Below are 13,205 nucleotides of genomic sequence, written 5' to 3'. Positions count from 1 at the left end.
AGAGTGTTATGTCTCAAACTGCCTCATTGATTCTGACCCACGGAAAAATACATACCCTCGACAGTCACAGCCCGCAGGCCGACGCCGTGGCAATCAAGGATGGAAAAATTCTCGCCACGGGAACGCACGATCAGGTGATGCGTTTTGCCGCTGACGGTACGCAGGTGGTGGATCTGAAAGGTCACACTGTGATTCCGGGGCTTAATGATTCCCACCTGCATCTGATCCGTGGTGGGTTGAATTACAACCTTGAGCTGCGCTGGGAAGGGGTGCCCTCTCTGGCCGATGCGCTGCGTATGCTGAAAGAACAGGCTGACCGCACCCCGTCGCCGCAGTGGGTTCGCGTGGTCGGCGGCTGGAGCGAATTTCAGTTTGCCGAACGACGGATGCCGACGCTGGAAGAGCTCAATGAAGCTGCGCCGGATACCCCCGTTTTCGTTCTGCATCTGTACGATCGCGCGCTATTAAACCGTGCGGCGCTGAAAGCCGTGGGATACACCAAAGCGACGCCCGATCCGGCGGGCGGCGAGATCGTTCGCGATGGCAATGGTAATCCCACCGGGATGCTGATCGCCAAACCGAACGCCATGATCCTCTATTCGACGCTGGCCAAAGGGCCGAAGCTTCCGCTGGAAATGCAGGTGAACTCCACCCGCCAGTTTATGCGCGAACTGAATCGTCTCGGGCTGACCAGCGCCATCGATGCCGGTGGTGGCTTTCAGAACTACCCGGAAGATTACGAGATCATCGAGCAGTTGCATGCCAACAACCAGATGACGGTGCGTATTGCCTATAACCTGTTTACCCAGCGACCGAAGCAGGAGTTGGACGATTTCGAGCGCTGGACCGATATGCTTAAGCCGGGGCAGGGGACCGATTTCTATCGTGCGAACGGGGCCGGGGAGATGCTGGTCTTCTCCGCCGCGGACTTCGAAGATTTCCTGCAACCGCGTCCGGATTTGCCGGAAGGGATGGAGGATGAGCTGGAGCGTGTAGTGCGCCATCTGGTGGAGCACCGCTGGCCGTTCCGTCTGCACGCCACTTATGATGAGTCCATTAGTCGGATGCTGGATGTATTCGAGAAAGTGAACCGTGATATTCCGTTCAATGGGCTGCACTGGTTCTTCGATCACGCTGAAACCATCAGCGAGCGCAATATCGATCGTGTGAAAGCGCTGGGCGGCGGCATAGCGGTGCAGCATCGCATGGCGTTCCAGGGCGAATATTTTATCGACCGCTACGGGAAAGAGGCGGTGAAACATACGCCGCCGGTGGCGAAAATGTTGGCCGCTGAGGTGCCGGTGGGACTAGGAACGGATGCCACCCGCGTCGCCAGCTATAACCCATGGACGGCGCTGTACTGGTTGGTTTCCGGGCGGACGGTCGGCGGGACGGCGATGTATGACGACAACAACCGTCTGCCGCGCGATGTGGCGTTAGAACTGTGGACGGCGGGAAGCGCGTGGTTTTCCAGCGAGCAGGGTAAAAAAGGGCGCATTGCCAAAGATCAACTGGCCGACCTGGTGGTGCTGTCAAAAGACTACTTCAGCGTGACGGAAGAGGAGATCAAAGGCATTGAGTCGGTGATGACGATTGTCGATGGCAAAGTGGTGTATGCCGCCGGTCAGTTCACGCCGCTGGCGCCGCCGGCGATTCCGGTCGTACCGGACTGGTCTCCGGTCGTGAACGTTCCGGGACACTACCGCTCGGCACCGCCGACCGCGGCGAAAGTGGGCGCGGTGGTGCAGATGCACCAGTGCTGCGGCAGTTGCGGTGTGCATGGTCATCAGCATGATATTGCACGCCAGTCGGGGATCCCGGTGTCTGACGACCGGGCTTTCTGGGGGGCGCTCGGCTGCTCGTGCTTCGCGTTTTAATCTCGTCTGACAGCCTCTGTACGTATACAGAGGCTGACTATTTTTTCTGAAAAGGGGTTCACTCTGCTAACAGATATGGCACAAATGCAACAATTTGTGTCATTCTGGACTGTCCTAATACAGTGAAGGTGGATACATGGACGACCTTTTAATCCTTGGCTGCGTCTTTTTGTTCTTCGCGCTGGTGGTGGTGCCCATTCTGTCGATTGTCGCCTTCAATCGCAGTTCGGCGATGCGCGGTGAACTTGCCCGGTTACGCCAACGGGTTGAAGACCTGGAACAGCGCGGCGTCGTTGCATCTGTGGTAGCACCGACGGCAGCGGCATCAGTTCAGCCCGCAGAGACGGTTATGGAGACTGAGCCGGCCCCGATCCCGGTGGTGGTGACAGAACCTGAACCCAAACCCAAACCGACGCCGGTTAATCCCTGGCGCGAGCATACGCCGCAGAATGCGGCAATCGCCGATACCGTCATCGAAAAAGCGTCCCCTGACGCTGGCGTACAACCCTCTGCCTTTGGCGGCGTGATGTCGTCCCTGGTGCGCTGGTTTATGCAGGGCAACCCGCTGGCAAAACTGGGTATTCTGCTTCTCTTCCTGGGCCTCTCTTTCTTGCTGCGTTATACGGTCGAGCACTCCTTGTTCCCGCTTGAACTGCGCCTGGTTGCGGCGGCGCTGTTTGCTATTGTCCTGCTGGCGATAGGCTGGCGTCTGCGGCGTAAACAGCCGGTTTATGCCCTCATTTTGCAGGGCGGGGCGACAGGTGCGCTCTATCTCACCGTTTTTGGTGCATTCCGCCTCTGGCAGATGCTGCCGATGACGCTGGCTTTTGTCCTGTTGGTGGTCATTTGCGCGGCGAGCGTGGGGCTGGCAATTCTGCAAAAAGCGCTCAGTCTGGCGATGCTGGCGAGTCTTGGCGGCTATCTTGCTCCACTGTTGCTTTCGACGGGAAGCGGCAACTATGTGGCGCTATTCTCCTTCTATCTGTTGCTGTCGGTCGGCATTCTGGCGATCAGCGTCTGGCAACACTGGCGCGAGCTTAATCTGCTCGGGCTGATCTTTACCTTCGGTGTGGGTGGTCTCTGGGGAGTGAATGACTATCAGCCGGCGTTTTACCTGAACTGCCAGCTATTCCTGGTTGCCAATATTCTGCTTTTTGGCGTGCTGAGTGTGGCGCTGTCGCTGCGATCGCAGGCGAAGGGCAAACAGATTATTGATGGGGTGCTGCTGTTTGCGCCGCCGCTCATTGGCTTTGGAATGCAGTACGCTATTACCCGCCATTGGGAATATGGACCCGCGCTTAGTGCCCTGGGCTACGGCGGTTTTTATCTGGTGCTGGCATGGCTGGCATTACGCCGCTATCCGTCGCTGGGGCGTCCGTTGGTATTGGCCGCGCTGGCGCTGGGCGGCGCGTTTACCACTCTTGCGATCCCGTTGGCGCTGTCGGCCCAGTGGACGTCCATGGCCTGGGCGCTGGAAGGGCTGGGGATTTTGTGGCTGGGTGTGCAACAGCAGCAGCGACGCATGAGTTACAGCGGTACCGCGCTGTTGGTGCTGGCGCTCGGCAGTGCGCTATGGTCGCAGGTGAACGGCACGACCGCGCTTTCACTGATGCTGATCTTTGCCGTCCTTAGCATCTGCTGGCTGGCCGGGGCGTGGCTGTGGCGTAAGATTCATCAGCGCGGCAGCATGGGACTGCTTGCGGGCGGGGTGATTTTCTGGATTGTGGCGCTCGCTGGGGCAGCGCAGTGGCTGCTGACCACCGATTCACAGGTGATGGCGGGCGTGCTCGCGCTGATGGCGGTGTCGGTCTGGGGCTGGCGATTTGCCGCCGCGCGCCTGACGTGGCAGGCGCTGGATGCATGCAAATGGTTACTGTGGCCGATGATGCTGGTGGCGCTGCTGTATCAGATTTCTCAGCAGCAGATTTTTGCTGCCGGCTGGCAGAATCTGGCCTGGTGTCTGGCGTTACCGGCTGCGGTGGCGTTGCTCTGGCGCGATGCTGAAGCATTGCCGCCACGTCTGTCCAGACTGGTGCATCTCTCGTTCTTCTGGATGATTCAGTTGGCGCTGGCGGCGGAACTGTTCTGGTTTGCCCGCGATCTGCCGTGGGGAATGGCGGCCTGGGGAAGTGGTGTGGCAATGGCGGCAGGCGGGGTGTTGATTTTCCTCGTCTCAATGGCCGTTCGTCGCCAGTTCTGGCCGTTTCGCGTCTGGCCTGCGCTGTACGCCTGTCAGGCCCTGATTCCCGTCGCGGCGGCGCTGGCCGCTCTGTTAGTGATAACGAATTTGCAGGACGGCGTGATCTATCGTCAGACATATCTGCCGCTGATCAATCCGCTGGAAGAGGGGGCGGCTTTTGCACTGCTGGGATTGATAGTGATTTATCGCGCTTCCCTGCGCTTTTTCCCGGTGCAGCTATCGGTATGTCGCCCATGGCCTGTGGTTGCGCTGATAGCGCTCGGTTTCTGGTGGCTGAATGGGATGCTGTTACGCGCGTTGGCCTGGTATGGCGACGTGGCGTGGAGCGTGGAAGCGCTGTGGCATTCGCGGCTAATTCAGACCTGTTTTGCCCTGTTCTGGATGCTGGCGGCACTGGTGGTGATGCTGCGCGCGACCCGCTATCGCTCTCGTCGCGAATGGCTGTGTGGGGCAGTATTGCTGGGGATTGTGATTGTGAAACTGATGCTGGTGGACAGCGCGGGTGGCGGTGGCCTGGCGCGCGCGGTCGCATTTATCGGTGTGGCTATACTGGTGCTCATTATCGGGTATTTTTCACCGTTACCGCCCAAAGCTGGAGAAGAAAAATGAAATGGATGAAAGCGGTATTATGTAGTGTGCTGTTGGGCGTGACAGGCACCGCCGTCAGTAGTGATGATGTGAAGGAATCCCCGACGGATTACGCGACGGGCGTCATGCTGGAAACCTTCGGTACATCGCCGTGGTATCGCGTGTCGCTCCCGCAGGCGGTGTATCAGGGAACCGCCTGGCCAGATTTACGCGATGTACGCGTCTTTAACCACGCAGGAGAGACCGTGCCGTTTATGCTGGTGGCACAGAAAACCCAGCCCGTAACACCGCAAACGGTCACGCTGCGACTCTTCCCGCTGGAGATGTCACCTGTTCCGCTGCGTGAAGAGGGGCGACGTAGTGGGGAATCTTTTGTCTTACGCTCGAAGACCGGTATTGAAATTCATCTGGAAAGTGATGACGTAAAAACGGTCGGACAGAGCTATTTACTGATGCTACCGGAGGAGAGGAAAGACGACTTTTTCCTGGAGCAACTGCGTCTGAACTGGGATACTCCGACGGGCAACTGGCAAGGGAAAGCGTCAGTCTATGTCAGTCGTGATTTACGCTACTGGCGGTCCGCGCAGGAAGAGGCGCCGCTGATGGAACTGACGCGTGATAACGATCGACTGAAAATGGACACCATTAGCGCCAGCCTGAGGCTTTCTGCCGATGGGAATCGCTATCTGCTGGTCATCCTCGATTCGCAAAGCCCGGCGCTGACGTTAAACAGCGTGAGCGCCATTGCCGAAAGCAGAGAACCAGAATCCGCACGTATCGAGATCGGCGCGCAAGAAGAGAAGGTGTCAAATGACGAAGCGATCTGGCACTGGACGCAGCCGCAGCCGCTGACTTCACTCAGAATCGATCTGGATGATGAAGGGGTTTTACCGGTAGAACTGGCCTGGCGCAGTGCTGAAAAAGCCCCCTGGCAACCGCTGACAAAAACCGTGCTTTACCGCCTGAACGGCAAGCGTTCGGAGGATATTCGTCTTTCCGGTCAACTGGTTGAGGCCGTTCGGATGACGACCATTAACGCCCACCTGCCGGAGAGATTGCCTGCATTAAGTGGAGCGCGGGACAGCTATCAACTGGTGTTCAATACTCAGGGAAAAGGACCTTATATGCTGGCCTGGGGAAACCGGGCTGCGCAAAGAGCAGATATTGGTCTTGATCTGCTGATCCCGGCGTCGCTGCGTAAAACGCAGGAGATTGACTCTCTGCCGAGGGCCACGCCTCAGAATGATGTCGCTCTCGGCGGCGAGGCGCGACTGACGGCAACGTCGGTTGCTGAGCAACAAAGCCAGTGGAAAACGGCGCTAGTGTGGGGGGCGTTGATACTGGGTGTCGCCGTTCTGGCGCTCATGGCGTGGCGCATCTGGCGGGAAGTCAAAAAGGATGGTACACCGTAAGTCGTAACAGGGCTCGCCGTGGCGAGCCCATCATCAGCATAATATCGCCCGCCCCGGCGTTGTCCGGCGGCGGGTTTCTCCCTGACAGGACGTAAGCCTATAACGCAACACGTTTCTAATAGCGGTTTTGCGAGCCAAAAAGCTCGATGCGCCGCGCAATCATCTCGCGTACCGGTTTCAGCCCCTGATTGATCACTTTTCGCGGATCGTTCACGTCGTGACCGGTATCGGCGGCAAATATCGCTTTCACTTCCTGGCACCAGGCGTACATATTTTCAGTATTGACGTTAATTTTTGCCGTACCGCAGGCAATGGCTTTACGCATGTCGTCGTCTGCAATACCGGTGCCGCCATGCAATACCAGAGGTACTTTCACTTGCTCTGAAATGGCTTTCATCTCCGTAAACCCCAGTTTAGCTTTGCCTTTATACAAGCCATGGGTTGAACCCAGCGCGGCTGCAAGGCAATCGACCTGGGTCTCTTTGACCAGGGTGTAGCACTCCTGGGGATCGGCGTAAATAACCTCGGAATTGACAATACCGTCTTCGCTACCGGCGATGGTGCCGAGTTCAGCCTCAACCGAAATACCTCTGCTGTGGGCCAGCTCAACCAGATGACGGGTGATGGCCAGATTCTCGTTAAACGGCAGGTGCGAACCATCAAACATAATAGAACTGAATCCGGCTTCGATAGCCGCTTCGCAAGCTTCGCGGGTAGTCCCATGATCCAGATGCAGTGCGACCGGAATATCAATGTTTAAATAGTCCATCGCATTAACCACGATGTCATGAATACATTTTAACCCCAGCATATGTTTAACCGTACCGCCGGAAACGCCTAAAATAACCGGAGAGCGCAGTTGTTGTCCGGTGCTTAATACGGCACCCACCCATTCCAGATTATTAATATTGAATTGCCCTACGGCATAACCGTCCCGTAGGGCATGCTGAAGCATGTCCTTCATAGAAACTAACATAATCACCTCTTGATATTAATTAAAAGCCATTACTCGCCATAATATTGCTTTAAGTTTCTTTCGTAGCTATTCAACGAATTGTGAACAACGGCGAGATCCGGCATTGATTCGCGTACGCCTTTTTTCTCTATTGAAATCGCGGCGGTCAGGCTGGCAAATAAGATAATATTATCAATATGCCATGAGTAATGAACGCCGTAAGTAAAGGCTCCGTGGAATACATCTCCTGCTCCGGTGGTATCAACGGCATTGCACAGCCAGGCAGGCACAATGTGCAGCATGCCATTTTTTAATAGCGCACAACCTTTTTCCCCGAGCGTAATAAATGCTTCCCCGCGACAAATTTTATTTAACTCGATAAGTGCTGCTTTAATTTCCGCTTCGGTACTCAGGGCACGATATCCCATATAGTCACGGGCAAAATGTTCGCTAACCACAAAGTAATCGGTCCAGGCTGCTAGCTTTATATTACTGTCACGTAATGAACCGCCATCCATGACTACCCGTGCCGAGGGTAGTTTCTTGATTAAATATTCACTGATTTCGGCTTCATGACCATCAATTAATAGCGTTACAGGTTCTTCTGATGCAATCAACCGTTCAGCCAGATCGTCAAGCCTGAGCTTCTGATCATAGGTTAGCGAAGGTGGCGTCTGCATTTTACGGGTAATTATCGTCCGCGAACCCGTTAAGCGGTTCACCAGCACCGATGCCAGCGGCGTGATCATTTCATCGGAGAAGACGACCTGGCTGGTATCGACGCCCGCTTCAGCAAACTCATCGATAATTCGTCGACCGTACAGATCCTGGTTGAGATGGCCGATGTAATAAACATCTTCGCCCCATAATCCCAGTAGCCATGCGGCATTTGCTGCCGGACCGCCGCCACTTTCAATAAAGTCATGGCAGAAATTTTTCGTATTTTCCTGCGGCCATTCGTTCAAAAAGAAAAACTGATCAAAACATGAAAACCCAATGGACAAGATAGCCATAACAACTCCTGATTATTTTGTCAGCTGCGGGAAGAAATCCCTTCCCGCAGGGAAAAATGAAACTGCTTATTCATTTTTCTTATCCGCAGTGAGCTCCTCATAGCTGAGCGTGTCACCGACGACGCGAACCGAACGGAAGCAGAATGGCACCAGCAGCGCGACGATAAGCGCCAGACAAATCAGATAGATAGTGATCTGTCCAAACTGGGTGAAAGCGTTACCGATAATGATTCCCCACACCGCGAAGTCAAAGTCAGCGAAGGTGCTGTTTTCGAACCCCAGGTTACCCAACGCCGGGAGCAGCATGGCTGGAAGAAACGCAAGGAATATGCCGCCAATAAAGGAGGCGATGATGCAGCCGCGCTTACCGCCAAGCTTGTCGGCGAATACCCCGGAAGTCCCGCCGCAGAAGAAGTGCGGTACCATGCCTGGAATAATCAGCGCCATTCCCAGGCCACCCAACATGAGCATACCGACCAGACCGCCAACAAATGAGCTGATAAAGCCCACGACGACTGCAGTTGGGCTAAAGGTGAAGAAGACCGCGCAGTCAACGGCAGGGATCGAATCAGGAATCAGCTTCTGGCTAATCCCCTGGAATGCCGGAACCAGATCGCCGAGGATCAGCCGCACGCCGTTGTAGACGATGGCGACGCCAACCGCGAACTGCAGACCGGTAAGGATAGAGAAGATCAACATGTTCTGATCCGTTATCGTACGTAGATATTCAGTGCCGGCAACGGCGCTGCATACAAAGTAGATAATGAACATCACAATCCCGGTTGTGACCGTGGTATCGCGCAGAAAACCCCACTTTTCTGATATTTCAGTATCGGCGAATGAGTTTGCCGGGTTTCCGGTTTTTGTCGCGATCCAGGCTGAGATGTAATAGCCCAGAGAGCCAAAGTGCCCCATCGCAATGCCGCCGTCTTCAGTCACCTGTTTGGTATAACGCTGACCGATTGCCGGAGAAATGGCTGACCATGAGCCGAGCAAGAATCCGCCAATTAACACTAACATCCAGCCACGGAATTCTGCTGCCTGTAGTACCGCGGAGAACAGACAGGCCAGAAAGAAGGAGTGGTGGCCGGTCAGAAAGATATATTTGTACTTGGTACAGCGAGCAATGATGAGGTTAAAAATAAAACCTAACAGAAAAATACTCATGGTTTCCACACCCAGAACCTTCTGCGCGACAGAAACAATGGCCTCGTTGTTAGGGATAACGCCGCGAATATTAAATCCGGCTTCGATAATTCCGCCAAGCGGGTTCAGGTTGGCAACAATAACACCAGCACCTGCGCTTAACATTAAATACCCTAAAATAGGCTTTAAGGTACCGGTGAGTAATTTATTCCCGGGAGAGCGCAGCGCCACTAAACCGACAAATGCGATTATTCCCATCAGGAATGCGGGTTGGCTAAATATTTCTGATAAGAAACTAAGAATAGCCTGCATGATCGTTCCCTCAATAATGATTAAGAGTGAGTTGCAGCAATTTTGGTGAGTGCTTCGGTAATATCTTCAGCAATTTTCGCTTTGTGCACGTAACTACGAATAATGGCGACGTTACAGTGGGCAGGAAACTGGTTTGCCAGCTCTTTGATCGTGACATAAAGATCGGCTTTTTCTCCTACGGCGTTTGCGAAATCAACGGAAGCAACGTCGGCTTTGATGCCTAATTCATCACATATTTTTTTGACATTATTCGCAGCCATTAATGAACTGCCAATACCGTTACCACAAACCGTTCTGATAACTAACATAATGACTACTCCATTTGTTTTTGGATGAAATGTAATACTGAATTAATATCCTTCTCCTGTTGAAGAAAGGTCACGATATCGGACTCAATCAGCGAGGCGATCAATTGGATCATTTTTATATGACTATCGGCATCCGCGCCCGCGATGGCGATGATGACATTAACCGGATCAAACTCCTCATGGCCAAAGGCGATCGGTTGTTGACTGGTGACTAAAGAAAATCCGGTTAGCAATGCGCCTTTTTCTGGCCGGGCATGGGGCATCGCCAGGCCATAGTCGATAACAATGGCGGAACCGAAATCCCGGTAGACCTTAACCATTTCACTGACATATTCCGGGCGACAAATATTTTGCCGGACCAGTAACGAGCCAGCCAGTTCAATAGCCTGCTCGGGGCTGGAAATATTCTGCTTAAGCGTAATCAGTCCAGGGTTAAAAATAATATCCATCATCCGATCCTTAATGCGTTCATATTTCTGAATGTGATCATGGCCAAATATAGCAACAAAAATGATGGCTCAGATCACATATGGATTTTTAAATGTTGAAGCCGATCACATCAGGGGAATGTTGGAATTATTTTGTCGACAGATGACATGTTTTTTAAATTGTTTTATATCAATAGGTTACGTTGCTTGTTTTTTGCGCGGAAGAAACGAAAAGTAAAGATAAGCGGTCAAATGTCTGAATTTAAAATGAAGGAATGCGATTTCAATCACAAATAATGGGGGGCTTTTTTTTCAAAGTTTGAACGAGTTGGCAAAAATCAGGCCAAAGGGCGATTTAACTCATTTACGATATCAATATTTGTATGGTGATGAGTTAAGAGGGTGTTGCGAGAGGGTAAGCTCTGGCGGCCAGAACATAAAAAAGGCTCGCCGTAGCGAGCCGTTTCGTTAATTCATGCCAATTACAGGCTGGAGACGTTCTCGGTCAGGTATTTTGCGACGCCGTCCGGAGAAGCGTTCATACCTTCTTTGCCTTTTTCCCACTGCGCCGGGCAAACTTCACCGTGCTCTTCGTGGAACTGCAGCGCGTCAACCATACGCAGCATTTCGTCGATGTTACGACCCAGCGGCAGGTCGTTAACGACCTGGTGGCGTACCACGCCGTTCGCGTCAATCAGGAAAGAACCACGCAGTGCAACGCCCGCTTCCGGGTGCTCAATACCGTAGGCTTTCTGAATTTCGCGCTTAACGTCAGCAACCATTGCGTATTTCACTGCACCGATGCCGCCTTTGTCGACAGGGGTGTTACGCCATGCGTTGTGGACGAATTCAGAGTCAAAAGAAACGCCAACTACTTCAACGCCGCGCTTCTGGAATTCTTCGTAACGTTTGTCGAACGCGATCAGTTCAGACGGGCAAACGAAAGTGAAATCCATTGGCCAGAAGAACAGAACGGTCGCTTTACCGTTGGTGTGCTGTTTGAAATTGAAGTTTTCAACAATCTCACCGCTACCGAGTACCGCAGCTGCTGTGAAATCCGGAGCCTGACGAGTCACCAGTACCATATTATTCTCCTGCAAAGTTAAGGGTTTTTGGAACGCAACGCGGGCCAGTATAGAAGGTGATGGCGAATAAGACAAAGAGGCCCTGACAATCGTTCAGCGAGCTTTTACCTATCAATCGGCACAACTATTAAATATTAAAGTTGTTTGTTTTTCGCCTGTGTCATCATGCGCGGATAAAACTGCCAGAAGCGTTCTTCCAGCGCATCATAATGGTTATCCAGGTCATACCAGGAGTCGCGAAGGGCATCAAGACGGGGGCGGCGACTGGCCATCCCATTAAGGACATCCTGGATGAAGTCCATATCACGGTATCGCTCCAGCCACTTTTCCGACCACAGGTAGTTATTCAGGTTTACAAAACGCGGGGGAGATTCCGGCAGAATAATCTCGACCTGGGCATGGGCGTAACGCACAAAAGCCGGTAATGGGAAGTCCGGGGAGAGTTGCGTCCAGTGGCGAGAGAGAAAATGATCCCACATCACGTCGAGCGTGATGGGCGCGACGCGACGGGTTTCGCTGCGAAACCACTCGCGCGCCTCGCGGACCTCCGGCAAGTTGTCGGTCATCACATCGATTCGACGATGCATAAAAATACCGTCCACCACATCAGGCGCAAAGTTCGCTTGCGGATTCCCCCGCACAAAATCGGCCAGCAGATTGCCGGAAAGTGAGCTGTCAGCGAGATGTGCAAGGTGCAGGTGAGCTAAAAAATTCATGGTCTGTTATCTGTCCAAAAGTGGGTAAAGGTTGCAGGGAGAGCGCCCCGGCACTAGACTACCCGCCTCTTATTTTAGTCTGAGTCAGTGTCATGCGCGTTACCGATTTTTCCTTTGAATTACCCGAATCCCTGATTGCCCACTATCCACAGCCGGAGCGCAGTCGCTGCCGCTTGCTGTCGCTGGACGGGCCGACGGGCGCGCTGACGCATGGTACTTTCACCGATCTGCTCGATAAGCTCAACCCTGGCGATCTGCTGGTCTTCAATAATACTCGCGTGATCCCGGCACGTCTTTTTGGCCGCAAAGCAAGCGGCGGCAAGATTGAAGTCCTTGTTGAGCGCATGCTGGATGACAAACGCATCCTCGCACATATTCGCGCTTCCAAAGCGCCGAAACCGGGAGCAGAACTGCTGCTTGGCGATGACGAAAACATCAACGCGACGATGACGGCCCGCCACGGTGCGCTGTTTGAGGTGGAATTTAACGACGCGCGTCCGGTGCTGGACATTCTCAATGCTATCGGTCATATGCCGTTGCCGCCGTACATCGACCGTCCGGATGAAGACGCCGATCGCGAGCTTTACCAGACGGTTTATAGCGAAAAACCCGGCGCCGTTGCCGCACCGACCGCAGGTCTGCACTTCGACGAACCGTTGCTGAATAAACTGCGCGAGAAAGGCATTGAGATGGCGTTTGTGACGCTACATGTCGGCGCGGGGACGTTCCAGCCGGTGCGTGTGGATACCATTGAAGATCACATCATGCACTCTGAGTATGCGGAAGTGCCGCAAGAGGTAGTGGACGCGGTGCTGGCGGCGAAAGCACGCGGCAACCGGGTGATTGCGGTGGGCACGACCTCAGTGCGTTCTCTGGAGAGTGCAGCGCAGGCGGCGAAGAACGCGCTCATTGAACCGTTCTTTGGCGACACACAAATCTTCATCTACCCAGGTTATCAATACAACGTGATTGATGCTCTGGTGACCAACTTCCATCTGCCTGAATCGACATTGATTATGCTGGTCTCGGCGTTTGCCGGTTATCAGCATACGATGAATGCCTACAAGGCTGCGGTAGAACAAAATTATCGCTTTTTTAGCTACGGTGACGCGATGTTTATCACGTACAATCCGCAGGCTTTGAATGAACGCGTTGGGGAATAAAT

At 53.6% G+C, this 13,205-nt stretch carries 11 protein-coding genes; 4 read left to right on the top strand and 7 right to left on the bottom strand.

Going from position 1 to position 13,205, the window contains the following annotated elements:
• Positions 1-8 precede the first annotated feature (8 nt).
• From I6L53_RS16590 to I6L53_RS16580, 3 genes are all read left to right on the top strand, one after another.
• On the top strand, positions 9-1,877 hold the full coding sequence (locus tag I6L53_RS16590) for an amidohydrolase (RefSeq protein WP_042324580.1): 1,869 nt from the start codon (positions 9-11) through the stop codon (positions 1,875-1,877).
• Between the two features lie 136 nt (positions 1,878-2,013).
• Entirely contained in the window at positions 2,014-4,686 is a 2,673-nt protein-coding gene (locus I6L53_RS16585; protein ID WP_042324579.1) for a DUF2339 domain-containing protein, read from the top strand.
• The gene (locus tag I6L53_RS16580) at positions 4,683-6,077 is read left to right on the top strand and encodes a DUF3999 domain-containing protein (protein WP_042324578.1); all 1,395 of its coding nucleotides are present in this window, start codon (positions 4,683-4,685) and stop codon (positions 6,075-6,077) included. Before I6L53_RS16585 ends, I6L53_RS16580 begins: the two co-directional genes overlap by 4 nt.
• 115 nt (positions 6,078-6,192) lie before the next feature.
• Here I6L53_RS16580 and fba read toward each other — a convergent pair whose 3' ends face one another.
• The 7 genes from fba to acpH all read right to left on the bottom strand — a co-directional run bounded on the left by fba (position 6,193) and on the right by acpH (position 12,040).
• A complete protein-coding gene (fba, locus tag I6L53_RS16575; protein WP_042324577.1) occupies positions 6,193-7,053 on the bottom strand; it encodes a class II fructose-1,6-bisphosphate aldolase in 861 nt (286 codons plus the stop codon).
• Positions 7,054-7,082: 29 nt separating this feature from the next.
• Positions 7,083-8,045, bottom strand: a complete 963-nt coding sequence (locus I6L53_RS16570; RefSeq protein ID WP_042324576.1) for a carbohydrate kinase family protein — start codon at positions 8,043-8,045, stop codon at positions 7,083-7,085.
• A gap of 66 nt (positions 8,046-8,111) precedes the next feature.
• A complete protein-coding gene (locus I6L53_RS16565; protein WP_042324575.1) occupies positions 8,112-9,503 on the bottom strand; it encodes a PTS ascorbate transporter subunit IIC in 1,392 nt (463 codons plus the stop codon).
• Between the two features lie 20 nt (positions 9,504-9,523).
• Complete coding sequence (locus tag I6L53_RS16560; RefSeq protein ID WP_004099415.1) at positions 9,524-9,811, bottom strand: PTS sugar transporter subunit IIB; 288 nt, start codon at positions 9,809-9,811, stop codon at positions 9,524-9,526.
• 5 nt (positions 9,812-9,816) lie between these two features.
• Positions 9,817-10,260 (bottom strand): PTS sugar transporter subunit IIA, encoded by a 444-nt coding sequence (locus I6L53_RS16555; protein ID WP_042324574.1) that lies wholly within the window; start codon positions 10,258-10,260, stop codon positions 9,817-9,819.
• Between the two features lie 461 nt (positions 10,261-10,721).
• Positions 10,722-11,324 (bottom strand): peroxiredoxin, encoded by a 603-nt coding sequence (locus tag I6L53_RS16550; RefSeq protein WP_042324573.1) that lies wholly within the window; start codon positions 11,322-11,324, stop codon positions 10,722-10,724.
• 134 nt (positions 11,325-11,458) lie between these two features.
• Entirely contained in the window at positions 11,459-12,040 is a 582-nt protein-coding gene (acpH, locus tag I6L53_RS16545; RefSeq protein ID WP_042324572.1) for an ACP phosphodiesterase, read from the bottom strand.
• Positions 12,041-12,132: 92 nt separating this feature from the next.
• Here acpH and queA point away from each other — a divergent pair, with 92 nt between their 5' ends.
• Positions 12,133-13,203, top strand: a complete 1,071-nt coding sequence (queA, locus tag I6L53_RS16540; protein ID WP_042324571.1) for a tRNA preQ1(34) S-adenosylmethionine ribosyltransferase-isomerase QueA — start codon at positions 12,133-12,135, stop codon at positions 13,201-13,203.
• The last annotated feature ends 2 nt before the right edge of the window (positions 13,204-13,205 follow it).

The sequence above is a fragment of the Citrobacter farmeri genome, from assembly GCF_019048065.1.
Taxonomy (GTDB): Bacteria; Pseudomonadota; Gammaproteobacteria; order Enterobacterales; family Enterobacteriaceae; genus Citrobacter_A; species Citrobacter_A farmeri.
This window is presented reverse-complemented; position numbering and strand designations above follow the sequence as displayed.